The organism is Kribbella sancticallisti (assembly GCF_039530625.1).
GTDB classification, from domain to species: Bacteria; Actinomycetota; Actinomycetes; order Propionibacteriales; family Kribbellaceae; genus Kribbella; species Kribbella sancticallisti.
On sequence record NZ_BAAAOS010000033.1, the window covers coordinates 164293 to 186797 of the forward strand.

The 22505-nt window shown below is 69.3% G+C and carries 21 protein-coding genes; 13 read left to right on the forward strand and 8 right to left on the reverse strand.

The window, feature by feature from the left end; translation table 11 throughout:
- Nucleotides 1-170: 170 nt before the first annotated feature.
- The 3 genes from ABD255_RS24255 (at nucleotide 171) to ABD255_RS24265 (ending at nucleotide 3865) form a co-directional block, all read left to right on the forward strand.
- Nucleotides 171-662: a hypothetical protein gene (locus ABD255_RS24255; RefSeq protein WP_344217719.1), complete on the forward strand. Its 492-nt coding sequence runs from the start codon at nucleotides 171-173 to the stop codon at nucleotides 660-662.
- Complete coding sequence (locus ABD255_RS24260) at nucleotides 659-2788, forward strand: bifunctional polysaccharide deacetylase/glycosyltransferase family 2 protein (RefSeq protein ID WP_344217721.1); 2130 nt, start codon at nucleotides 659-661, stop codon at nucleotides 2786-2788. Before ABD255_RS24255 ends, ABD255_RS24260 begins: the two co-directional genes overlap by 4 nt.
- Before the next feature lie 138 nt (nucleotides 2789-2926).
- Nucleotides 2927-3865 (forward strand): zinc metalloprotease, encoded by a 939-nt coding sequence (locus tag ABD255_RS24265; protein ID WP_344217723.1) that lies wholly within the window; start codon nucleotides 2927-2929, stop codon nucleotides 3863-3865.
- 52 nt (nucleotides 3866-3917) lie between these two features.
- On the opposite strand, the gene ABD255_RS24270 is transcribed toward ABD255_RS24265, so the two are convergent.
- Both ABD255_RS24270 and ABD255_RS24275 read right to left on the reverse strand, forming a co-directional pair.
- Nucleotides 3918-5591, reverse strand: coding sequence for an alpha-amylase family protein (locus ABD255_RS24270; RefSeq protein ID WP_344217725.1), 1674 nt, complete (start codon nucleotides 5589-5591; stop codon nucleotides 3918-3920).
- Complete coding sequence (locus tag ABD255_RS24275; RefSeq protein ID WP_344217727.1) at nucleotides 5588-6556, reverse strand: TIGR03885 family FMN-dependent LLM class oxidoreductase; 969 nt, start codon at nucleotides 6554-6556, stop codon at nucleotides 5588-5590. The genes ABD255_RS24270 and ABD255_RS24275 overlap by 4 nt, the downstream gene beginning before the upstream one ends.
- An 89-nt stretch (nucleotides 6557-6645) precedes the next feature.
- Here ABD255_RS24275 and ABD255_RS24280 point away from each other — a divergent pair, with 89 nt between their 5' ends.
- On the forward strand, nucleotides 6646-7674 hold the full coding sequence (locus ABD255_RS24280; RefSeq protein WP_344217729.1) for a hypothetical protein: 1029 nt from the start codon (nucleotides 6646-6648) through the stop codon (nucleotides 7672-7674).
- Between the two features lie 7 nt (nucleotides 7675-7681).
- Here ABD255_RS24280 and ABD255_RS24285 read toward each other — a convergent pair whose 3' ends face one another.
- Both ABD255_RS24285 and ABD255_RS24290 read right to left on the reverse strand, forming a co-directional pair.
- A complete protein-coding gene (locus tag ABD255_RS24285) occupies nucleotides 7682-8383 on the reverse strand; it encodes a GAF and ANTAR domain-containing protein (protein ID WP_344217731.1) in 702 nt (233 codons plus the stop codon).
- Between the two features lie 186 nt (nucleotides 8384-8569).
- The gene (locus ABD255_RS24290) at nucleotides 8570-8782 is read right to left on the reverse strand and encodes a CDGSH iron-sulfur domain-containing protein (protein ID WP_344217733.1); all 213 of its coding nucleotides are present in this window, start codon (nucleotides 8780-8782) and stop codon (nucleotides 8570-8572) included.
- Nucleotides 8783-8862: 80 nt separating this feature from the next.
- Between ABD255_RS24290 and ABD255_RS24295 the strand changes: the two genes are divergently transcribed.
- From ABD255_RS24295 to ABD255_RS24320, 6 genes are all read left to right on the forward strand, one after another.
- Nucleotides 8863-9837: an iron-containing redox enzyme family protein gene (locus ABD255_RS24295; protein WP_344217735.1), complete on the forward strand. Its 975-nt coding sequence runs from the start codon at nucleotides 8863-8865 to the stop codon at nucleotides 9835-9837.
- A gap of 43 nt (nucleotides 9838-9880) precedes the next feature.
- On the forward strand, nucleotides 9881-10675 hold the full coding sequence (locus tag ABD255_RS24300) for a S1 family peptidase (RefSeq protein ID WP_344217737.1): 795 nt from the start codon (nucleotides 9881-9883) through the stop codon (nucleotides 10673-10675).
- Nucleotides 10676-10741: 66 nt separating this feature from the next.
- On the forward strand, nucleotides 10742-11644 hold the full coding sequence (locus ABD255_RS24305; protein WP_344217739.1) for a zinc metalloprotease: 903 nt from the start codon (nucleotides 10742-10744) through the stop codon (nucleotides 11642-11644).
- A gap of 160 nt (nucleotides 11645-11804) precedes the next feature.
- Nucleotides 11805-12476 carry a MerR family transcriptional regulator gene (locus ABD255_RS24310; RefSeq protein ID WP_344217741.1) on the forward strand — a complete coding sequence of 224 codons (672 nt, stop codon included), beginning with the start codon at nucleotides 11805-11807 and terminating at the stop codon, nucleotides 12474-12476.
- A complete protein-coding gene (locus ABD255_RS24315) occupies nucleotides 12473-14929 on the forward strand; it encodes a VIT domain-containing protein (RefSeq protein ID WP_344217743.1) in 2457 nt (818 codons plus the stop codon). The genes ABD255_RS24310 and ABD255_RS24315 overlap by 4 nt, the downstream gene beginning before the upstream one ends.
- A gap of 56 nt (nucleotides 14930-14985) precedes the next feature.
- A complete protein-coding gene (locus tag ABD255_RS24320) occupies nucleotides 14986-15363 on the forward strand; it encodes a cupin domain-containing protein (RefSeq protein WP_344217745.1) in 378 nt (125 codons plus the stop codon).
- Here ABD255_RS24320 and aceB read toward each other — a convergent pair whose 3' ends face one another.
- Genes aceB through ABD255_RS24335 form a run of 3 tightly spaced genes read right to left on the reverse strand, consistent with a single transcriptional unit; the run spans nucleotide 15364 to nucleotide 18394 of the window.
- Nucleotides 15364-16935 (reverse strand): malate synthase A, encoded by a 1572-nt coding sequence (gene aceB / locus ABD255_RS24325; RefSeq protein ID WP_344217747.1) that lies wholly within the window; start codon nucleotides 16933-16935, stop codon nucleotides 15364-15366.
- A 2-nt stretch (nucleotides 16936-16937) separates the two neighbouring features.
- Nucleotides 16938-17834: an LLM class F420-dependent oxidoreductase gene (locus tag ABD255_RS24330; protein ID WP_344217750.1), complete on the reverse strand. Its 897-nt coding sequence runs from the start codon at nucleotides 17832-17834 to the stop codon at nucleotides 16938-16940.
- On the reverse strand, nucleotides 17831-18394 hold the full coding sequence (locus ABD255_RS24335; protein ID WP_344217752.1) for a TetR/AcrR family transcriptional regulator: 564 nt from the start codon (nucleotides 18392-18394) through the stop codon (nucleotides 17831-17833). Before ABD255_RS24335 ends, ABD255_RS24330 begins: the two co-directional genes overlap by 4 nt.
- A 91-nt stretch (nucleotides 18395-18485) precedes the next feature.
- Between ABD255_RS24335 and ABD255_RS24340 the strand changes: the two genes are divergently transcribed.
- Complete coding sequence (locus tag ABD255_RS24340) at nucleotides 18486-19535, forward strand: glycosyltransferase family 2 protein (protein ID WP_344217753.1); 1050 nt, start codon at nucleotides 18486-18488, stop codon at nucleotides 19533-19535.
- Nucleotides 19519-20703 (forward strand): hypothetical protein, encoded by a 1185-nt coding sequence (locus ABD255_RS24345; RefSeq protein WP_344217893.1) that lies wholly within the window; start codon nucleotides 19519-19521, stop codon nucleotides 20701-20703. The genes ABD255_RS24340 and ABD255_RS24345 overlap by 17 nt, the downstream gene beginning before the upstream one ends.
- Here ABD255_RS24345 and ABD255_RS24350 read toward each other — a convergent pair.
- A complete protein-coding gene (locus tag ABD255_RS24350) occupies nucleotides 20673-21284 on the reverse strand; it encodes a TIGR03086 family metal-binding protein (RefSeq protein WP_344217755.1) in 612 nt (203 codons plus the stop codon). The two genes, ABD255_RS24345 and ABD255_RS24350, sit on opposite strands and share 31 nt — an antisense overlap.
- A 178-nt stretch (nucleotides 21285-21462) precedes the next feature.
- Between ABD255_RS24350 and ABD255_RS24355 the strand changes: the two genes are divergently transcribed.
- A complete protein-coding gene (locus tag ABD255_RS24355) occupies nucleotides 21463-22440 on the forward strand; it encodes an aldo/keto reductase (protein WP_344217757.1) in 978 nt (325 codons plus the stop codon).
- Nucleotides 22441-22505 lie beyond the last annotated feature (65 nt).

Consider the following 22505-nt stretch of genomic DNA (forward strand, 5'->3'; position numbering starts at 1 on the left):
GATCGCGCGCGACGGTGTTTTCCATCGATGGAGACTCGGCTGGGGTGCTCCAGGTCGGGAGGCCGGGCGGTGGTGGGCAGGGGTGAGGTGGACTACCGGCGGTGGGGGTCGGTTCACTGGGTGTGAGGGACTGAGCAGTACGGGAGAAATCCGAGTAGGATCCCGCGCTTGTGAAGTCGCTTCCGGCCCGGAAGCCCGTTTTTGTGGACTCGTCCGGGCATCGCCATCGGGCTATCCGTCGTCTCGGGGTACTGCTGGCTGTGCCGGTGGTGGGGTATGTGGTGTTGCTGGTGAGCAGCGTGGTCGGTGGGCCGCGGGTGGATACGCCGTTGATCCCGTTGCCGGAGGCCGGGAAGCAACAGCCTGCTCGGGTGACGCCGGCGCCGGGCAAGGGGGGACAGACGCCGAAGCCCAGTGAGCCCAGCCGTACTCCGGAAAGCTCGCTGCGGCCGGTTGCCGAAGTGCAAAGTACGCCGACGCCGGGTGAGTCCGCGACGCCGAGCACCAAGCCGACGACCCCGACTCCTTCGGACACCCCGACCGGCACCCCGACGCCCACGAGCACGCCGTCCCAGTCCACGACGCCGACCGGGACCCCGACGCCGGGGCATGGGAAGCCCTCAACGCCTCCTGGGCGCACCAAGTCGCCTAGCAAGCCGTGAGTCGCGCCAGGCGGGCTCGCCAGGTCCCGCTGCGGACTCACTGGTTCGTGCTGACCATGCTGCTGGTCTGCTTGTCCGGCGCTCTCCTCCTGCACGGGTACACCAACCACCTCTTCGGTACGACGCCCGACGGCGCCGTGGCCGCGACGGGTGCGCACGACGCGGTACCGGCCGCGGTGGTCAACGGTGGTCCGCTGATCGACGCCGGGAGCGCCTCACCCAGGTCCGCGAAACCGAAGGTGAAGACGATCGCGATCACCTTCGACGACGGGCCGGATCCCGTCTGGACCCCCAAGGTGCTCGACCTGCTCCGGGCTCAGGGCGTCAAGGCGACCTTCTTCGTCGTCGGTACCGAGGTCGCCGCGCACCCGGACCTCGCCCGCCGGATCGTCGCCGAAGGTCACCAGATCGGCGTGCACACGTTCACCCACGCGAACCTGAGCGCGGTGCCGGGTTGGCGGCGGTCCCTCGAGTTGCGGCAGAGCCAGTTGATCCTGGCCGGCGCCACCGGAGTCAGTACGCCGCTGCTGCGGCCGCCGTACTCGTCCGAGCCCTCGGCGCTGACCAACGCCGACTGGGAGGCCGTCAAGCACGCCAGAGACGCCGGCTACCTCACCGTGCTCACCACCCAGGACAGCGAGGACTGGCGCCGCCCGGGAACCACCCAGGTGATCGCGAACTCGATGCCGAAGAGCACGGCAGGCCAAGTGCTGCTGATGCACGACGCGGGTGGCGACCGGACCGAGACCCTTGCCGCGCTGCAGAAACTCATCCCGGCACTGAAGGCCCGCAACTTCCAGTTCGCCACGGTCAGCGACACCGTCGGCATCCCCCTGCCGATCCGCGAGGCGAGCTTGGTGGAACGTGGCCGCGGACTGGCCGCCATCTGGGCGATCCGGCTCAGCGACGGCGCGCTGACCATCATCACCTGGCTCCTGTACGCCGCCGGGGCGCTGAGCGTGCTCCGGGCGCTGACCACGATCATCGCCGCCAGGCGGCACGCGCGGGAGCGGTACTGGTCCTGGGGTGATCCCGTCACCGAACCCGTCACGGTGATCGTCCCGGCGTACAACGAGTCGGCCGGGATCGAGGCGGCGGTCCGGTCGCTGGTCGCCTCGGACCATCCGGTCGAGGTGATCGTCGTCGACGACGGCTCGACCGACGGCACCGCCGACCTGGTGGAGTCGCTGAACCTGCCGGGCGTCCGGGTGATCCGGCAGCTCAACGCGGGCAAGCCGGCCGCGCTGAACACCGGCCTGCAGGCGTCCTCCTACGAACTCGTGGTGATGGTCGACGGCGACACCGTCTTCGAGCCGGACGCGGTCCGGATGCTGGTGCAGCCGTTCGCCGATCCGTCCGTCGGAGCGGTGTCGGGCAACGCGAAGGTCGGCAACCGCAAGGGCCTGCTCGGCCGCTGGCAGCACATCGAGTACGTCGTCGGCTTCAACCTGGACCGCCGGTTGTTCGACCTCGCCGAGTGCATGCCGACGGTGCCCGGCGCGGTCGGCGGGTTCCGCCGGAGTGCGCTCGAGCGCATCGGCGGCCTGAGCGACGTCACGCTCGCCGAGGACACCGACCTGACGATGGCGCTGTGCCGGGACGGCTGGCGGGTTGTGTACGAGGAGCGGGCGCGCGCCTGGACCGAGGCACCGGCCAGCCTGGGCGCCCTCTGGCGACAGCGGTACCGCTGGTGCTACGGAACGCTGCAGGCGATGTGGAAGCACCGCGGCGCCTGGGTGCAGCGGGGGCAGTCGGGCAAGCTCGGCCGCCGCGGTCTCACCTACCTGCTGCTCTTCCAGGTCCTGCTGCCGCTGCTGGCGCCGGTGGTGGACGTGTTCGCCGTCTACGGTCTGATCTTCCTGGACCCGCTTCGGGTGGTCCTGGTCTGGGCAGGCTTCCTCGCCGTGCAGTTCGGGATGGGCGTTTACGCCTTCCGGCTGGACGGCGAGAGCGCGGGCCCGCTGTGGAGCCTGCCGCTGCAGCAGTTCGTCTATCGGCAGCTGATGTATCTCGTGGTCATCCAGTCGGTCTTCACGGCCCTTGCCGGCTCCCGCCTCCGCTGGCAGCGGATGGAGCGCTACGGCAGCCTCGACGTCCCGCCGTCCCCGGCCGACGCACGGCCCTGACGTCACGCTGAGCAACCGAAGGATTTCCCTGATTTCCGGCTGTTTTCCTCCTGATCGCTTCCGGATCGGGAACCAACCTCGCATTATTCCGGCAACCGCCGCCCGCCCAAGCGGCCCTGATCCGGAGGAACGCGCCCTATGCGATCTCTCATCACCCGTCCCCGCGCCCTGGCTGTCATGCTGGCCGGTGCAGCGCTCACCTTCAGCCCCTTGGGTGGCCAGGCAACCGCCCAGCTCCCGGTGGACCAACTCGACGACTGTTTCGTCCCGCCGGCGAGCGCGGCCGCCAAGGGCGGTCACGGTCCCGACACCCGCGACGTCTCGGCGACCGAGCAGAAGGCGATCGAGGCCCGGACCGCTCAGATCCTGAAGGCCAAGGCGGCCCGTGGTATCGGCGTACCGCAGGGTGCGCTGGCCGCGGCGAACGTCCCCGTCTACTTCCACGTGATGCGCGACGCGGCCGGCAACGGCGACGTCACCGACTCCCAGATCACCCAGCAGATGGCCGTTCTCAACAAGACCTTCGCCGGCCAGGAGTCGTCCGCGGCCTCGAACACCGGCTTCACCTTCTCGCTGGCCGGCACGTTCCGGTACAACAACAACAACTGGCACAAGGACAAGCAGAGCTCGACCTACCGCAAGCAGACCCGCAAGGGCGGCGCGAACGCGCTGAACATCTGGCTGGTCGACTTCTCCTACCTCGGCATCGCGACCTTCCCGTGGGACTACCCGCGCAACCCGGGCATCGACGGCATCCGGGTCCACTTCGACTCGCTGCCCGGCGGCTCGATCGCCAACTACAACCTGGGTGAGACCGCCACCCACGAGGCCGGGCACTGGTTCGGGCTCTACCACACGTTCCAGGGCGGCTGTACGTCCACGAACGACGGGGTAGGCGACACCCCGGCGCAGAGCAGTTCCACCAACGGCTGCCCCGAAGGCCGCGACTCGTGCTCGCTGCCTGGTCTGGACCCGATCCACAACTACATGGACTACTCGTACGACTCCTGCTACAACCAGTTCACCCCGGGCCAGAGCACCCGGATCAGCGACATGTGGACGGCGTACCGCGCCTGACCCACGCGAACCAGGGACCGCCCCAGCCCGTGGGGCGGTCCCTGTTCCAGGTTCAGATGATGTAGCGATCGTCAGGGCGCAGGACCCGCAACCAGCAGCACCCGTAGGGACCGACCGGATGCCGCAGCGTGCCGTCGTTGTCCACCTCGGACGTCTTCCCGGTCAGCAGATCGGCAACCCGTACTCCGACCCCGGTGCCCGCCAGCGCGAGGGTGACCTCGGCCGGCTCGTCCGAGAAGTTGTGTAGGGCAACAACCGCCCCACCCTCGTACTCCGACAGCTGCGCGTACACCGTCGGCGACTCGTGCTCCAGGATCGTGTACTTGCCCCAGGACAGCTCGGGGCACTCGCGATACCGCTGGATCAGCAGCTTGATCCAGTTCAGCAGGGAGTCCGGATCACGCCGCTGGTCGGCCACGTTCACGTGCTCCGGCGACAGCTCCCCCTCGACCACGAGCCCGGCCAGCTGGTCCGGATCAGCCGTCGAGAACCCGCCGTTGGGATCCCGCGTCCACTGCATCGGACTCCGTACCGCGTTACGCCCGTCCGCCGCCAGGTTCTCGCCCATGCCGATCTCCTCGCCGTAGAACAGCACCGGCGTACCGGGCAGGGTGAAGAGCATGCTGTAGACCATCCGGAGCCGGGCCTGGTCGTTGCCGAGCATCGGTGGCAGCCGGCGGCGCAGGCCCCGGCCGTAAAGCTGCATGTCCTCCTCGGGACCGAAAGCGGCGAAGACCTCCTTCTTCTCGTCCTCGGTCAGCTTGTCCAGCGTCAGCTCGTCGTGGTTACGGACGAACGTGCCCCACTGCGCCTCCTCCGGCGGGTCCGGCCGTTCCCGCAGCGCCTTGACCAGCTCGGCCGGCTCGGAGCGCGCCAGCGACAGGTACAGCTTCTGCATGCCGATGAAGTCGAAGCACATCGTCAGCTCGTCGCCGTCCTCGTCGCCGAAGAACGTCCGGGTGTCCTTGTAGGGCAGGTTGACCTCGCCCAGCAGCACCGCCTGCCCGTTGCGCCGGTTCAGGAACGCCCGCAGGTCGCGCAGGTAGTCGTGCGGATCCGGCAGGTCCGCCGCGTCCAGCGATCCCTTGGTCTCGAGCAGGAACGGCACCGCGTCGACCCGGAACCCGGACAGCCCGAGCTGCAGCCAGAACCCGAGGATCCGGGTGATCTCCTCCCGCACCTCCGGGTTGGCGATGTCCAGGTCGGGCTGGTGCTTGTAGAACTGGTGCAGGTAGTACTGGCCGGCCTGCTCGTCGTACTGCCAGAGGCTGTCCTCCTGGTCGGGGAACACGATCCCCTTGTCCGCGTCCTCCGGCGGCTCGTCACGCCAGACGTACCAGTCCCGGTACGGCGACTCGCGCGACGCCCGCGCGCTCTGGAACCAGGGATGCTGGTCCGAGGTGTGGTTCACCACCAGGTCCGCGATCACCCGCATCCCGCGGTCCTGCGCCAGCGTGATCAGCTCGACCAGGTCGCCGTGCGTGCCGAGCCGGGAGTCGACGCCGTAGAAGTCGGTGATGTCGTAGCCGTCGTCACGATCCGGCGTCGGGTAGAACGGCATCAGCCACAGGCAGGTGACGCCGAGCTCGGCCAGGTGGTCGATCCGCTGGGACAGGCCGCGGATGTCACCTCGGCCGTCCCCGTCGGTGTCGAAGAAGGTCTCGATGTCCAGGCAATAGACGACGGCGTTCTTCCACCAGACGTCCGCGGTCTCGGTCAGCCTCACGGCGTGGTCACCTCCAGTTGGGGCAGTACTTTCTCGCCGAACACGTCGATGAACTCCGACTGCTCCCGGCCGACGTGGTGCAGGTAGATCGCGTCGAACCCCAGCGCGGCGTACGAGTTCAGCCAGTCGGCGTGCCGGGACGGGTCGGACGAGATGCGGACGCCCTCGTGCATCGCCTCGGGCCGGACATGCTCGGCGGCCTGGTCGAACGCCTCCGCCGTGTCGGTGTCCCAGCAGAACGGCGGCGAGAACACGTTGCTCCGCCACTGCTCGTGCGCGATCCGCAGGGCCTGGTCGTCGTCCGCGGCGTAACTTAGATGCACCTGCAGGTTGACCTTGCCGCGGCCCCCGTTGTCCTTGTACGCCGAGATCATGTCGCGCAGGTGGTTCTCATCGGCGGCGATCGTGATCAGGCCGTCCGCCCAGCCGGCCACCCATTCGGCGGTCTTGGTGGAGACGGCGGCGCCCAGCAACAGCGGCGGTTCCTCGGGCCGGGTCCAGAGCCGGGCCCGATCGACGGTGACGAGGCCGTCGTGGCTGACCTCCTCGCCCTGCAGGAGCTTGCGCATCACCTGGACCGATTCCTCGAGTCGCTGGTTGCGCACCTCCTTGCGCGGCCAGGCGTCGCCGGTGATGTGCTCGTTGCTCGCCTCGCCGGTGCCGAGCGCGGCCCAGAACCGGCCCGGGTACATCGAGCCGAGCGTCCCGATCGCCTGCGCGATGATCGCCGGGTGGTAGCGCTGGCCGGGGGCGTTGACCACCCCGAAGGGCAGCGTGGTCGCCTGCAGCGCGGCACCGAGCCAGGACCAGGCGAACCCGGACTCACCCTGCCGGGCGCTCCAGGGGCTGAAGTGGTCGGAGCACATCGCCGCGGTGAAGCCTGCTTGTTCGGCCCGCACCACCGCCGCCAGCAGGTCGGCGGGCGGGACCTGTTCGTGTGAGGCGTGGAAGCCGTAGACAGTCATCTCTCCTGGGTGCCCCTCCCCACCGAGTGCTACACGGTTCACTCTCCGGAGGGAGCCGATCCGGCGCAGCCGAGTCGACTCTTGGTGACATGAGCTCACTCCTTGGGTTTTGCCGCCGCTGGCCCGACTGGGCACCCCGCGCGGCGCAGTACTGGACGGTTCTGTACGGCGCTGTGGCGTTGCATTGGCTGCTGGGCGGGCGAGCCAGTTTCCCCATCGCCAACGTCGAGGACGAACCACCCGGCGGCGCGGTCACGGCGATCGTGGTCTCGGCCGTGCTGCTCGCCGGTGCCGTCGCCGGGTTGCTGTCGGCGCGGTCGTCATCACGCAGGGCGCCGATCGGCCTGGTCGTGGCGACGTCGACGGCCGCACTGGGCACGTTCGGGCTGGCGATGAGCGGGGTGGGGATCATCGCGACGGGCTCCGTCGAGCGCCCGTTCGCGCTGCTTGCCCAACTCTTCGCACTGGTGGGGGCGTTGCTGCTCTTCGGCACGACTCAGGTGCAGTTGCGTCGGCGGAGGAGCCGCTGCCCGCGGTGCGGCGGGTGCCACCCGGTCGCCCTGAGGCCCGACGCTCCACTGGTCCGCGGTACCGCCCGGCAGGCCTCCACACGGACCCGGCGTACGGCGTACCTGGTCCTGCTCGGGTTGTTGCCTTGGGCGAGCGTGAAGGTGGTCTGGGGGTTCGGCGGAAGCGCGCTCGGCGTGACCCCGGACGAGTGGCGGGTGGCGATGGACGACACCGACGTCTCCACGCTGGGCCGCCTGCTGGAACACTTCGGCATCGACATCACTGTGGTCGCCTCGCTGGTCGGCGTGCTCCTCGTGCTCGCGTTGTTGCAGCGCTGGGGCTTGTACGTCCCGCGCTGGCTCGTCCTGCTACCCGCCTGGATCGGCGGCGTCAGCCTGCCCCTGTACGGCGTTCCGCTGGCTGTCTGGGGATCCCTCACGCTGGCCGGTGTGACTCCCGCGTCTAGCGACTCCGAACCCTTCACCCCCACCGGGCTCGCCTGGATGGTCCTGTTCGGGGGCGCGGCCTTCGCCGGGCTGGGGACAGCCCTGGCGATCGGAGCCCGCTCGTACCAGCGACGCAGCCAACCTCTCTGCGCGCTGCCGTAGCACTCGACTAGTGCTCGGACAGGTCGTTCGTCTGGTTGACCAGAGCGGTGGCGATGGTGTGGAGCTTGGTGTTGCTGGTCTGGGACAGCCGGGTGAGGAAGGCGAAGGCCCGGTCGGAGTCGAGCTTGTAGCGCTCCATCACGATGCCGACGGCCTGGCCGATCACGTTGCGGGTGGCCAGCGCGTCCGACATCGTCTGGTCCTGGCGAGCCCAGCCCATCGCCACCGCGACCTGGGCGGCGAACATGCTGCCCAGGTAGATCGAGTCCTGGTCGATCTCGTTCGGCTCGCGCGCGTAGAGGTTGAGGGCGCCGCGGGCGTGCGGTTCGGCGCGGAACTGGAAGGCGACCTGGGAACCGAAGCCGAGCGCCGCCGCCTTCGGGCCGTAGTACGGCCAGCGCGGATCCCCCGCCAGGTCGTTCACCGCGACGACCGGCTCCTCGAGCGCCGCCTCCAGGCATGGCCCCTCACCCAGTTCGTACTGCAGGTGGTCGGCGCGGATGATGGTCGGACTCGTCGGCGCCAGCGTCCGGATCTCGCCGTTCTTCGTGGTGAGCGAGATGCTCGCCTCGACGATGCCCGGGATCGTGTCCGCCGCGCACCGGGTGATCACCTCGAGGGTGTCGTCGAGGTCCATCGGCACCTTGAGCGCCGCGGCGACCTCAGACATCGCCTCGGCGATCTCCAGGTGCAGTTTCGTTTCCGTCATCACATCAGCTCCTCGCGAGGAAGCCGATTCCCCCCGGGTCCTCGGCGTCTTGACCCCAGTGTGCCCCACCGGGGCCAGGACAGGGGTCGACCCCGGCGCTGGATTCCTCAACGCCGGGGTCTGGAGATTTGCGGGCCCTCGAGTGCCGACAACCTCCTGCCTCCCTGGTGCCCTTCCCGCCGCGACCTATTCGCGGGTTTCCCGGGCCAGCCGGCCGCGGCGTGACAGGGTGTGGCTTCCGTCACAGAAAGGCTTGCGGGCGGACTTGTCACAGCGGCACAGGGCGATCGTGCCGCGGCGGGGGTCGACCTCCTCGCCGTTCTCGTCCTCCAGCCGGAAGTCACCGCGGACCAGCAGAGGACCGTCCGGATAGGCCCGGATCACCGTCGGATCTGTCATGCCGGCCCCGGTACCCAGGCCCAAAAGGCCGAGTTTTGGTCCGGGTACCGGACGGCGCGACGAACGAAGGAGCACGCACGATGGAACTACCCGTACCCCGGGGTCCGCTCAGCGCCTGGCTGATCGACCGGCTGAGCGGCCGGCTCGCCCCGCTCCCGGAGCAGGTCATCTCGCCCGAGCCCTGGGCTGATGAAGACCTGCAACTGGCCTTGTGGTGCTGCTACGAGTTGAGCTACCGAGGCTTCGACACGAGCCCGCCCGACGCGGAGTGGGACCCCCGGATCCTGGAGTTCCGCGCCCTGCTCGAGGACCCCTGGACCCGCTGGCTGCAGGCGACCTGCACTCCTGAGGTGACCGATGCCCCGGTGTCCCGGCAACTGCGCGCACTGATCGACGCCGACACCGGCCCCGGGCTGGCGCAGTACCTGCAGCGCAAGGCCGACGTCGACCAGTTCCGGGAGTTCGTCCTCAACCGCTCGGTCTACCAGCTCAAGGAGGCCGATCCGCACAGCTTCGGCATCCCCCGGCTCGACGGCGCGGCCAAGGCGGCCCTGGTCGAGATCCAGGCGGACGAGTACGGCGGCGGCAGGCCCGAGCGGATGCACGCCGAACTCTTCCGTACGACGATGCGCTGGCTGGGGCTCGACGACAGCTACGGCCGCTACGTCAGCGACGTACCGGCGGTGACGCTGGCGATCTCGAACGTGATGTCGCTCTTCGCCCTGCACAGCCGCTGGACGGGAGCCCTGCTCGGCCACCTGGCCGCGCTGGAGATGACCTCGACCCTGCCGAACCGCCGGTACGCCTCCGGCGCGACCCGCCTCGGCGCCACCGAGGAGCAAGCCGGGTACTTCACCGAGCACATCGAGGCAGACGCGGTCCATGAGCAGATCGCCGCCCACGACCTGTGCGACACCTACGCGGCGGACCACCCCAGGGCGGAGGCTGACATCCTCTTCGGCGCGAGCTGCTCGTTGACCCTCGACAACCTCTTCGCCGATCACCTGCTCACCCGCTGGGGCGTGGCCGAGAACCAGCACCAGGCCGCTTCCTGATCACTTACCGGGGTTGAGTGCGCACGTGGAGTAGGTTCTTCGCATGTTCAGACGCGCTGCTGTGCTTGCCGGAGTACTGGTGCTTGTCTCGGCAGGCGCCGCGACTGCCTCGATGGACCGGGGAGCAGGCGAGGACCGCGAACTGATCGTGGGCGGCACGCTGTCCAGTACGACGGAGGCTCCGTGGGCGATCGCGTTGATCAACTCGGGCTCCGCGCAGTCGACCGGCCGGTGGTGTGGAGCCACCCTGGTCAAAGCGGACAAGATCATCACCGCGGCGCACTGCATGATCAGGCCGATCTCCAGCTATCGCGCGATCCAGGGCCGCCCGGACCTGACGAAGCCCAGGACGGGACGAAGCTCGGCGATCAAGTCGATCTGGATCCACCCGGGCTACAACCGGACGGACAACCGGTACGACTTCGCCGTACTGACGCTGGCGCGGCCGTTCACCGGAGTACCGACGATCCAGCTGGAGACGAACCCGAAGGCCGACCGGCGCGGCGCCGTACCGACGGTGTTCGGCTGGGGCGACACGAGCAACACCGGCCCGGACGACGTGCTGCAGAAGCTCGCCGTGCCCGACCTCGGCGACGCTGCCTGCCTGGCGAACAAGGAGTACGTCGGCAACGGGTACGCCGCGAGCACCAACGTCTGCGCGGGTTATCTCGACGGCCGGGGCGACGCCTGCCAGGGCGACTCCGGCGGTCCGCTCGTCCTCAACGGCAGGCTCCTCGCCACCGTCTCCTGGGGCAAGGGCTGCGCCGAACGCGGCTACCCGGGGGTCTACGCCGAGATCGCGTCCTCCGCGAAGGCCCTGGCCGCGCAGCTTCGCTGATCCCTGGCGGCAGGGCAGCAACCGTCCTAAAGTCGGTGCTTGCTCGGGGTTAGCCATGGAGGGGACATGAAGCGGATCAAAATAGTCCAGACCACCGCCATCGCGTTGATGCTGATCACGACCATGGGCGCCGCACCTGCGGCCGGCTCGGCGGCCTCACAACCGGCGGACGAGGAGTGCGGCTCGGCGACGCACCTCGGCCGCGGGGACCACCGCGAGCCGGACCTCGGCGAGGTCCACGAGGATCTCCCGGCCAGTGCCGTGGGCAAGGCTTCCCAGAAGTTCCAGGCGACCGTGCCGGTCTACGTGCACGTCGTCACCGACGGCGCGACCGGCTCGTTGACAGCCGAGCAGATCGCGGCGCAGATCGCAGTACTGAACAACACCTTCAGGGGCGGCGAAGGCGGGGCACGGACCGGCTTCAGCTTCACCCTGGCCGGCGTGACTCACACCGACAACGCCGACTGGTTCTACGCCAACCCGGGCGGTACCAACGAGCACAGCATGAAGCAAGCGCTGCGCCAAGGTGGCTCGAACGCCTTGAACTTCTACTCGACCACGGCCGGCGACTACCTCGGCTGGGCCTACCTGCCGGACATCGTGACGAAACCCGGCCAGGCCTACCTCGACGGCGTCGTCATCGACTGGGAGTCGATCCCGGGCACCTCGACCACCTACCAGGGCCGCTACGACCAGGGCGAGACCGCGACCCACGAGGTCGGCCACTGGTTGAACCTGGAGCACACCTTCTTCGGCGGCTGCAACGCCAAGGGCGACTTCGTCGCCGACACCCCGGCCCAGAAGGTCCCGACCAACGGCTGCCCCGAGGGCAAGGACACATGCCGCCAGCCGGGGCTCGACCCGATCCACAACTACATGGACTACTCCTACGACAGTTGCTACACCGAGTTCACCCCGGGCCAGAGTCAGCGCATGGCCGACTCCTGGCTGCTGTACCGCGCCGCCTGACCGGACCGGCGCCGAGACGGCGATCGGAACAGGAGCGTAAAGACGAGACATTCCTGGACCGATCGCCGTCAATTCCTCACCGCCCCGACCCAACGGCGACTTGCTGGAAGTTGTTGCCCGGTTGTTGACACTGTCAATATGACAGTGTCAGCATCGGCAGATGGAACTGTGGACGCTCGACGAGTTGGCGGACCGGGTAGAGGCGGCGTTGGCCGATCACCCGGGGCAGGTCAATGGCCGGGTGCGTGCCGTTCCGGACCGGCGGGCCATCCGCTGGTACACCACCATCGGCCTGGTCGACCGGCCGGCCGAGATGCGCGGGCGCACGGCGATGTACAGCCGCCGCCACCTGCTGCAACTGGTCGCGATCAAGCGACGGCAGGCGCAGGGACAGACGCTCGCGCAGATCCAGGCCGAGTTGGCCGGCGCCACCGACGAGTCCCTGCAACCCATCGCCACCCTCACCACCGACAAGCCCCCGCAACCGGCCCCCCTGTCGCGGGGGCTTCAAGCTGCCCGCCCCAACTTCTGGAGCGAAAGGCCACAACCACCCTCCACTCCCGCTTCGGCGGGGGCTGAGCCGGGAGTGGCGAGTGAAGCCGCGCCCGCTCGGACCACCCCAGGTCCGGCCGAGCCCGCTCCGACCACCTCCGGCTCTGCCGGGGCTGAGGTCGTCGTTGCTATTCGGCTGGCCGACGGCGTGACCGTGGTGCTTGATCAGGCGGCTGCAACCACCCCCGATCCCGGACGGCTAGCCGCTGCCGCTGCTCCGTTGCTTGCCGAACTGGCCCGGCAGCGGCTGCTTCCCCGACCGTCAGGAGACCAGACATGACCGTCCTACCAACCCTCGATCCGGACGACCTGCGGGACGCAACCGATGACACCGGTCTGGGCGCGATGCACACCGAGCGCGGCAACCTGCCCCTGGAGCGGATCGACGCTCACGCCACCATCACCGGCCTGGTCGCCCGCACAGTGCTGACCCAGGACTTCCACAACCCGCACGACGTCCCACTCGAGGCGACGTACATCTTCCCGCTGCCCGACCGAGCCGCGGTGACAGGCCTGCGGATGACAGCCGACGGCCGCACCATCGACGCCGAACTACGAGAGCGCGCCGAAGCACGTACGGCGTACGACGAAGCCCTGGCGGCGGGTCAGCGAGCATCGATCGCCGAGGAGGAGCGGCCGGACGTCTTCACCCTCCGGGTCGGCAACATCCTGCCCAACGAGCGAGTGACAGTGCGGCTCACCTTGGTCGGCCCACTCCCCTACGAGGACGGCGAAGCGACGTACCGGCTGCCGCTGGTGGTCGCGCCGCGCTACATCCCCGGTACTCCGCTGCCGGGCCGCAGCGTAGGCGACGGCGTCGAGCCGGACACAGACGCGGTCCCGGACGCCTCCCGGATCACCCCACCGATCCTGCTGCCGGGCTTCCCGAACCCCGTCCAACTGAGCATCCGCGCCGACGTGGACGCCGCCGGCCTCCCCTTGCACGGCATCCGCTCCAGCCTGCACGCGATCGGCACCGAGAACGGCGACCGCGTGACCAGCGTCGCGATCAACCCGGGCGAGCGGGTGGACCGGGACTTCATCCTGAGGCTGGCGTACGGCGAGGCTGAAGTGACCGCCACCTCGTTCACCGTCGAGCCGGACCAGGAGGGCGAGGGAACGTTCGAACTGACCGTGCTGCCACCGCTCGAGACCACGCCGCCGCGGCCGCGGGACGTCGTACTGGTGCTGGACCGTTCCGGCAGCATGAGCGGCTGGAAGATGGTCGCCGCCCGGCGGGCCGCCGCGCGGATCGTGGACACGCTGACGGCTGCCGACCGATTCGCCGTACTGACTTTCGACACGGTCGTCGAACGCCCCGACGGATTGCCGGAAGGGTTGTCCGCCGGCACCGACCGGCATCGGTTCCGTGCCGTCGAGCACCTGGCCAAGGTGACTGCCCGGGGCGGCACCGAACTGCTCAGACCGCTTCAGCAGGCGGCCGGGTTGCTCAGCCCGGACGGCGAGCGCGACCGCATCCTAATCCTGGTGACCGACGGACAGGTCGGCAACGAGGACCAGATCCTGGCGGAACTGTCGACGAGCTTGGGCGGCGTACGTGGCGGGGTACGGATCCACACCGTGGGCATCGACCGGGCCGTGAACGCGGGCTTCCTCGGGCGGCTGGCCGGTCTCGGCGGCGGACGCTGCGAACTGGTCGAGAGCGAGGAACGCCTGGACGAGGCGCTGGACCGGATCCACCGCCGGATCGGTACTCCGTTGCTCACCCACCTCGCGTTGTCGGTCGACGGGTTCGCCTTGCAGGACGACTCCATCAGCCCGGCGCGGATGCCTGACGCCTTCGCCGGCGTCCCGCTGGTACTCCGCGGCCGGTATCGCGGCTCGACCGAGAACGCCGCCGCCCGGCTGCACGGCCTCACTTCGTCAGGCGAGAAGTGGGAGGTGACGGTGCCGGCGGTCCAGGCGGAGGGAGCTCTCGCCGCTGTGTGGGCGCGCGGCCACCTGCGTGATCTCGAGGACCGCTACGTCGCCGCAGCCGACGGCTTTACGACCGCCGGCGGGGCCATGGTCGACACCAAGGCGCTGGAACACCGGATCGTCGCGGTGTCGTTGCGGCATCAGGTCCTGTGCCGGTTCACCGCTCTCGTGGCCGTGGACTCCCGCGTCGTCGCGGAAGGCGGTCCGAAACACCGCGTCGTTCAGCCCGTTGAGATGCCGTCAGGCTGGGAGTTCCCACAGTCCGCCGTCGTCAACGCCTCCAGGAAAGGCATGCCTCCGATGGCTGCCCCTGCGGGCCTGGCTCCGGAAGGCGTGCCCCTCAGCGGCGCAGCTCCGGAGGGCGTGTCCCTCAGCTTCACTGCCTCGGCGCCGGTGTCCCGCCCGATGAGCAGGCGCGCGCGGCTGTCCCGCGGAATGCAGGCGTCGCGGGACCTCGGCCACGATCCGCTGACCGAGGCACGCTCGCAGGCGGTCTTCGAGGCCCAACTGCTCCGGAACGCCGGTACGCCGACGAATCCGGAACGGCTGACCATCCTGGCCGACCTGGCCAGCCGCCTCGAAGCCCTGATCCAGCAACTCGGACCGGAGGCCGACCCGCTGCGCGAACTGATCACCGCACTCGCAGCCTGCGAAAGCCCCACCCCACCACGCGAAGCCGACCTGGACGCGTTGTGGCAACGCAGCCTTGACGTCCTGGACGCCTTCGCCGCCGCCCAACCGCCTGAGCCAGGCACCACCAAGCCCGACCGCCGCGCCTTCTGGAAACACTCCTAGCGCGGGCGGGCCGAGCGGTCGGGTGGGGGTGGGTTCTTCGGGTGGGAGACTGAGGGATGAGCGAACCTGTTCGGGTGATCCGAGAGGTCGAGTTGGTCGCCGCCGATCCGACCGCCGGGATGTTGCGGAAGCGCGCCTTCGAACTGCCGATCCTCTGGGCCGGCCGGGTCGGGACGGCGCCGGGGGCGATCTCAGGCTGGCACCACCACGACCGCAACGAGACCAGCCTGTACGTCGTCTCGGGGATGCTGCGGCTGGAGTTCGACGGCGGCGACGGCTACCTGGACGCCTTCGCCGGCGACTTCATCCACGTCCCTGCCTTCACCATCCACCGCGAGAGCAACCCCACCGACGAAACCTCCGTCGCCATCATCGCCCGAGCCGGCGGCGGCATCCCCACCGTCAACGTCGAGGACTTCGAACGGCCTGGGTGATCAGGGCATGCGTTCGTAGGCGGGGATGGTCAGGAAGTCGATGTAGTCGTCGGCGTTGGCGACCTCGAGGAAGGTTTCCCGGGCGGCCGTGTAGCGCGCGGGATCGCCTTCCAGCTTGGCGATTTCCTCGTCGGCCAGTTGGGTGACCAGGTCTGCGGTGATCTGGGCACCGGTGTCGAGGACCACCTCGTTGTGGCGCCACTGCCAGATCTGGGAGCGGGAGATCTCGGCGGTGGCGGCGTCTTCCATCAGGTTGAAGATGCCGACGGCGCCGGTGCCTTCGAGCCAGGCGGCCAGGTACTGGATGGCCACGCTGATGTTGTTGCGCAGGCCTTCTTCGGTGACCTCACCGGGAGTGGAGACGACGTCGAGCAACTCGTCGGCGGTCACGGAAACCTCGGGGCGGAGCTTGCCGAGCTGGTTCGGGTTCGACCCCAGGACCGCGGTGAAGACGGTCTTGCAGATGTCGACCATGCCGGGGTGCGCGACCCAGGATCCGTCGAACCCGTCGGCGGCCTCGCGTTGCTTGTCGGCCTCGACCTTCGCGAACGCCTGCTCGTTGACCGCGGGGTCCTTGCTCGGGATGAACGCCGCCATGCCGCCGATGGCGTGCGCGCCGCGCTTGTGGCACGTCTGGACCAGCAGTTCGGTGTAGGCGCGCATGAACGGCACCGTCATCGTCACCGAGTTCCGGTCCGGCAACTGGAAGTCCGTACCGCGGGTCCGGTAGGTCTTGATCACGCTGAACATGAAGTCCCAGCGCCCCGCGTTCAGCCCGGCGGAGTGCTCGCGCAGCTCGTAGAGGATCTCCTCCATCTCGAACGCCGCCGGATACGTCTCGATCAGCACCGTCGCCCTTATCGTGCCGCGCGGCATCCCGAGGAAGTCCTGGGCCAGCACGAACGCGTCGTTCCAGAGCCGCGCCTCGAGATGCGACTCCATCTTCGGCAGGTAGAAGTACGGTCCGGCGCCACGATCGAGCTGGAGTTGCCCGCAGGCGACGAGGTACAGCGCGAAGTCCACCAGCGAACCGGACGTCCGCTCCCCGTCGACGAGCAGGTGCTTCTCCGGCAGGTGCCAGCCGCGCGGCCGGACCACGATGGTCGCGAGCTCCTCGTCCGGCTTCAGCGCGTACGACTTGCCTGCCTCGGTGCTGAAGTCGATGTTCCGGGTCACCGCGTCGAGCAGGTTGAGCTGCCCGCCGACCACGTTCTCCCACAGCGGGGTGTTCGCGTCCTCGTGGTCTGCCAACCAGACCTTCGCGCCGGAGTTCAGCGCGTTGACGGTCATCTTCCGGTCGGTCGGACCGGTGATCTCCACCCGCCGGTCCACCAGCCCCGGCGCGGGCGGCGCGACCCGCCAGGACGGATCCTCCCGGATCGGCGCCGTCTCCGGCAGGAAGCCGAGCGAGCCACCCGCGGCGATCTCCGCGACCCGTTCCCGCCGCCGGTCGAGCAGTTCGAGCCGCCGCCCGTTCAGCTCCCGGTGCAGCAAACCGATCAGTTCCAGTGCACGCTCGCTCAGGATCTCGTCGTACCGCTCGTGCATCGGTCCGGTGATCTCGACTGCCACGACTACTCCTTCTCCTCGGTCAACGACTCGGTGGACGAGCCGCGCAGCAGCGGCAGGACGTCACGCAGTACGGCGGCGTGGTCCTCCGGCTTCGCCAGGCCCATGTTCATCGTGTTCACACACAGATGGGTGGCACCGAGCTCACGCCAGCCCTCGACGAATCCCTGCCAATCCTTCTCCGGTACCGCACCCAACGTCAGCCGCGGCTCGAACCCGATCTCCGCGGGATCCCTCCCGGCCTCGACCGCATAGGACCGTACCCGCTCGACCTCCGCGCGGGCCCGGTCGTCAGGTGCGCTCTGCGGCATCCACCCGTCCCCGATCCGCCCCGTACGCCGAAGCACGGCCTCGGCACGTCCCCCGAACCACACCGGGATGTCCGGCCGCGGCGGCAACGGGTTGAGCCCCGCCTCCTCGACCTCGTCGAACCGGCCCTGGTACGAGATCACCGGCTCAGCCCACAGCTTGCGCAGCAGGTCGACCTGCTCGGTCAGCCGGGCACCGCGCTGCTCGAACGGCACGCCGAGCGCCTGGTACTCGACAGCATTCCAGCCGATCCCGACGCCCAGCCGCAGCCGACCTCCACTGAGCACGTCCACCTCGGCGGCCTGCTTCGCGACCAGCGCGGTCTGCCGCTGCGGCAGCACCAACACTCCGGTGACGAGCTCCAGCGAGGTGGTGATGGCGGCCATGTAGCCGAAGAGCACGAAGACCTCGTGGAAGAGCGACTGGTCGGTGTACCCCGTCCAGCCCGGCCGGTTCGCCGGGTCGGCGCCGAGCACGTGGTCATAGGCGAGGGCGTGCGTATAGCCGACCTCTTCGACGGTCTCGGTCCAGGCGCGGACCACGGCCGGGTCGGCACCGATCTCCAGCTGCGGAAAGACAGCACCGATCTTCATGCAACAACTCCCTCCAGCAGCTGGATCAACCCTTGCACAGCCAGCTCGAACGGTTCCTCGGAATCGGCCGCACGCGCCAGCACGTACCCACCCTGCAGTACGGCGGCGATGGTGGCCGCCGTCCGTCCGGCATCCAGACCGGCCGGGTACTCGCCGGCTTGCTTGCCGTCAGCAATGATCTCGGCGAGCCGGGCGCGGAGCCAGTCGAACGTCTCCGCCACCGGCGCGCGCAGTACCGGGTCGGCCATCACGTCCGGGTCTGCGGTCAGGCGGCCCATCCGGCAGCCCTTGAGCACCTCGCGGTCGCGTTCGAGATAGCGGGCGACCCGCTCGGTCGCCGTACCGGAGTTGTCGAACTGCTCCTCGGCGGCGGCCCGCAGTTCCGCGCCCGAGCGCTCGATCGCTGCCCTGGCGAGCTCGGCCTTGCCGCTGAAGTGGTGGTACATGCTGCCCTGGCCGGCGTCCGCGGCGAGCTGGATCGCCTTCGGGCTGGTGCCGACGTAACCCCGCTCCCAGAGCAACTGCTGAGTACTCCGGATCAACCGCTCCGCTGTCTCCACCGGGCAACTGTACCCACCTGTAGGTACAGCAATCGGCGACGCACGGGCGACCTGAGCCCCGGGCCGGGCTCTACAGATAGTCTCGGTCGCCATGGGCACCAGGGTCGCGATCGCCGTCATCACCTTTCGGCGACCCGCGCTCCTCGAAGCCCTGCTCGAGAGCCTGCTCGGGCAGGAACTTCCCGGTGAGGAGGACTACCAGGTCCGGATCATCGTGGTCGACAACGACGACGAGGGCAGCGCGGCCTGCGTCATCGCGCGCGCGGCCGAGGACTCCCGGTTCCCGGTCGAGGCGGCCAAGGAGCCCGAGCCGGGCATCCCGTTCGCCCGGGAGAAGTCCGTCCAGCTCGCCTGGGACGACGACGCGCTGATCTTCGTCGACGACGACGAGGTGGCCCCACCCGGCTGGCTGGCCGAACTGCTCCGCGCCTGGCGGAGCACCGGCGCCGACGTGGTCACCGGACCGGTCCGCGGCATCCTGCCGCCGGGCGCGCCGGCCTGGAACCAGCACAGCGACGTGCACGACTCCACCGGGCGGCACGAGACCGGCGCCGTGCTGAACAAGGCGTACACGAACAACACCCTGGTCGCGCAGCACGTCTACCACTCGGTCACCCCGAGCTTCCACCCCGCCTTCCGCTACACCGGCTCGAGCGACCTGCACTTCTTCCTGCGGGTGCACCGGGCCGGGTTCCGGATCGTCTGGTGCGAGCAGGCCCAGATCCACGAGCATGTGCCGGCCTCGCGGACCACGCTGCACTGGCTGGTCCGCCGCGCCTTCCGGTCCGGCAGCGGCGACACCATCAGCCGGCTGCTGATCCGGCCGGGCCTGCGCGGATACCTGCTGGTACTGGCCTATTCTTTGGCCCGGATCGTGTCGGCCCTGGGGTTCGGGCTCGGCGGTCTGGTGCTCTTCCGGAAGACCTACCTGCTGAAGGCTGTTCGCCGGTTCTTCTCGGGCATCGGCAGCCTCGCGGGGATAGTAGGGATCAACCATGACGAATACCGGGAGCGGCACCATCCCGACGGTGACGACGCTGTGCCAGGCGGTCTGGAAGGCGGAGCGGCAACTGGACCTGCTGAGCTGGCAGATCGACGGCGTGCACCCGTGGCCGATCATCCGGATGCGCATCTTCCATGAACTGACCCGCCGCGCCAGCGTCCACGGCAACCCCCACCCAGTACGCCGTACGCGGTCCGACCAGGCCCGGCTGGTCGGGCGGCACGTGGCCGGCACGGTGACTCGCAACCCGTTCCTGGCCCGCGGCCCGTACGACGCCCTGGTGGTCCCGCACTACCGCAAGCCCGGTGGCGTCGAGATCTACACCGACTCCCTGCGGGCCGCGCTCGGCGAGTCCGCGCTGGTGATCGACTCCGGCATCAACGGGACACCGCTGGACGGCACGCACAATCTCGACTTCTTCACGTCCGCGTCGGGCGCGATCCACCGTCGCGGCGTCGATGCCCGGTGTGCCGAGATCGCGGAGGCTCTGGCAGCCGAGACCGGCGTGACGGTGCCGGTCGGGGCCCTCGTCGCCCGCGAGGTTCCCAAGCACCGGCGGCTCCGCTCGCTTTACCGCGCCCTGCTGAAACGCCAGGGCATCAAGACCGTGTACGTCGTGGTCGCGTACTTCCACCAGCACATCGTCGGCGCCGCGCGTGATCTGGGGATTCGGGTGGTCGAGTTGCAGCACGGCGCGATCAGCCCGTTCCACCTCGGCTACAGCTACCCCGGCCGCCCGGGCGTGCCCGGCCAGCCGGACGAACTGTGGTGCTTCGGTTCGTACTGGACCGACGTCGCCGAACTCCCCGCCGGGATGGACACCCAGGTCGTCGGGGCGTCGTTCATCTCGCCGCTGTCACCCGAGCAGCAGGCGGCCAAGGATCCGCGGCTGGTGGTGTTCCTGTCGCAGGGCACGATCGGTTCCGCGCTGGTCGAGTATGCCGGTGCGCTGGCTTCGGCCCGGCCCGATCTGGATGTCGCGTTCCACCTGCACCCGAGCGAGCGCAGTACGGAGTACGGGCTGCCTGAGGGGGTCCGGCTTTCCTCGGACAACACCCTCGCTCTCCTGGCGTCGGCGACGTATCAGGTGGGCGTAGCAACAACCGCCCTGTTCGAAGGCATGCTGCTGGGCTGCCGGACGGCCGTAGCCAACCTGCCCGGCAACGAATACCTGGCGCCGACCATCGCGCGCGGCGACTCAGTCCTTGTGCCCACCCCGACCGCCGTGGCCGACGCCCTGCCGACTCTGCCCCTCGCGACCAACCCCGAGACGTACTACGCGCCGCCCACCTTGCCGCCGCTCTGAGCCGGGTCTCGGCCGATGAAGCCGAGCAGCCGATCCTGAAGCGGTGCTTCCGCCGGCACCGGGACCTCCGGGCCGAAGACCTCGATGCCAGGGCCGAACGCTCCCGGGGTGCGGTACTGCTCGACCACCTCCGCCGGGATCGCGGACGTGCTCGCCCAGATCCGCTCGACGTCACTGGCATCCATCGTCTCGTCCTGCCCGGTCGCCCGGGCCAGATCCCAGCCGTGCAGCACCAGATCGTCGCTGACCACCTGATCGATGTGATCCGCGACCGTCATCTTCCCCGCAGGTGTGTCGCACTCGGCCTCCGCCAGCCCCGGATCGTCGAGCACCGCCTCCACCGCGGCCCTCGCACCCCGGAACGCCGCCAGCGGATCGTCCTGGACCGACAGCTCGGCATCCAGCGCTCGCCCGACCGGCCTCAGCATGACGCCGTGCATGTCGACGATGTGGCCCACCACGTCCCGCGCCTTCCACTCGGCACACGGCGACTGATTCCCCCACTGCTCAGCCCGTACCGCCGCGACCTTCTCCTCGAAGGCATCGGCCCGCCGCCGATACCGCTCCGCGATCTCACCCATCTGGTCCTCCCTGACCTCTCGGGTGCGACCGAGTATGCACCTCTCAGCCGACCTGGACAGTCCTGCGCCAGCCATCGAAGGCGTGGGGCTATTCCCGCGGTATAGGTCTTCCGACACATGGTCGCCCGGTTCGTAAAGGTTGCGTAAACTGTCGGCGGTCTTTCCTACGCTGCTGAGCGTGGAACGTGTGGAGCTGGGACGGACGGGGTTGCGGGTCAGCCGGCTGGGGCTGGGGTTGGCCTCGTTGGGTGGGATGTTCGCCGCGGTGCCGGAGGAGCAGGCCGTGGCGACGATCGACCGGGCCTGGGAGCTGGGGATTCGGCTCTTCGACACCGCCCCTGTTTACGGGTACGGGCTGTCCGAGCACCGCGCTGGGCTGGCGCTGCGGGGGCGGCCGCGGGATGAGTTCGTGCTCTGTACGAAGGTCGGGCGGCTGATCGAGCTCGGCGGACCGGACATCCAGCCGATCTGGGCGGAGCCGCCGGCGGGGCTCGGGCCGCGGCTGGACTACTCGTACTCCGCGGTGATGCGGTCGTTCGAGGACAGCCTCGGGCGGCTGGGGATCGATCGGATCGACATCCTGCACATCCACGATCCCGATCTGGACTTCGCCGCCGCTTCGACCGAGGCCCTCCGGGCGCTGGCTGAACTGCGCGGTCGCGGGACGATCCGGGCGATCTCGCTCGGGGTGAACCACGCGGATGTCGCTGCGCGGTTCCTCCGTGAGACCGGAGCGGCCGGACCTGACTGCATCCTCCTGGCCGGTCGCTACACGCTGCTCGACCAGTCGGGCGCCAACGAACTTCTTCCGCTCTGCCGCGACCTGGGCGTCGCAGTGCTGGGTGCTGGGGTGTTCCAGGGCGGTGTGCTCGCGGATTCGTCGGACGGGGCGCCGCATGGGTACGGGAAGGTGCCGCGGGATCTCGCTGCGCGGATCGAGGGACTACGCACGCTCAGCAACCAGTACGGCGTACCGCTGCTGGCCGCCGCTGTTCAGTTCCCGCTCGCTCACCCCGCGGTGCCGGCGGTGGTTGTCGGTGCCCGGAGTGGGCCGGAGATCGCCGAGATCGCCACGCTGCTCGATCATCCGATCCCGGAGAGCTTCTGGGCCGCACTGGAACGCGAAGGGCTCGCACCTGGAGTCCGCACCGGCTGACGCGAGCCCGGTCGGCGCGGAGGGTGGTCGTGGGGACGGGGACTGGTTACGGTCGGGGTGACTGA

Coding starts and splice junctions, on each gene's coding strand:
- ABD255_RS24280 (WP_344217729.1), top strand. CDS start 6,646: ATGAGCTCACTCCTTGGGTTTTGCCGCCGCTGGCCCGACTGGGCACCC.
- ABD255_RS24295 (WP_344217735.1), top strand. CDS start 8,863: ATGGAACTACCCGTACCCCGGGGTCCGCTCAGCGCCTGGCTGATCGAC.
- ABD255_RS24285 (WP_344217731.1), bottom strand. CDS start 8,383: ATGACGGAAACGAAACTGCACCTGGAGATCGCCGAGGCGATGTCTGAG.
- ABD255_RS24290 (WP_344217733.1), bottom strand. CDS start 8,782: ATGACAGATCCGACGGTGATCCGGGCCTATCCGGACGGTCCTCTGCTG.
- ABD255_RS24350 (WP_344217755.1), bottom strand. CDS start 21,284: ATGGGTGAGATCGCGGAGCGGTATCGGCGGCGGGCCGATGCCTTCGAG.
- ABD255_RS24300 (WP_344217737.1), top strand. CDS start 9,881: ATGTTCAGACGCGCTGCTGTGCTTGCCGGAGTACTGGTGCTTGTCTCG.
- ABD255_RS24275 (WP_344217727.1), bottom strand. CDS start 6,556: ATGACTGTCTACGGCTTCCACGCCTCACACGAACAGGTCCCGCCCGCC.
- ABD255_RS24345 (WP_344217893.1), top strand. CDS start 19,519: ATGCGCATCTTCCATGAACTGACCCGCCGCGCCAGCGTCCACGGCAAC.
- ABD255_RS24315 (WP_344217743.1), top strand. CDS start 12,473: ATGACCGTCCTACCAACCCTCGATCCGGACGACCTGCGGGACGCAACC.
- ABD255_RS24265 (WP_344217723.1), top strand. CDS start 2,927: ATGCGATCTCTCATCACCCGTCCCCGCGCCCTGGCTGTCATGCTGGCC.
- ABD255_RS24310 (WP_344217741.1), top strand. CDS start 11,805: ATGGAACTGTGGACGCTCGACGAGTTGGCGGACCGGGTAGAGGCGGCG.
- ABD255_RS24340 (WP_344217753.1), top strand. CDS start 18,486: ATGGGCACCAGGGTCGCGATCGCCGTCATCACCTTTCGGCGACCCGCG.
- ABD255_RS24320 (WP_344217745.1), top strand. CDS start 14,986: ATGAGCGAACCTGTTCGGGTGATCCGAGAGGTCGAGTTGGTCGCCGCC.
- ABD255_RS24330 (WP_344217750.1), bottom strand. CDS start 17,834: ATGAAGATCGGTGCTGTCTTTCCGCAGCTGGAGATCGGTGCCGACCCG.
- ABD255_RS24305 (WP_344217739.1), top strand. CDS start 10,742: ATGAAGCGGATCAAAATAGTCCAGACCACCGCCATCGCGTTGATGCTG.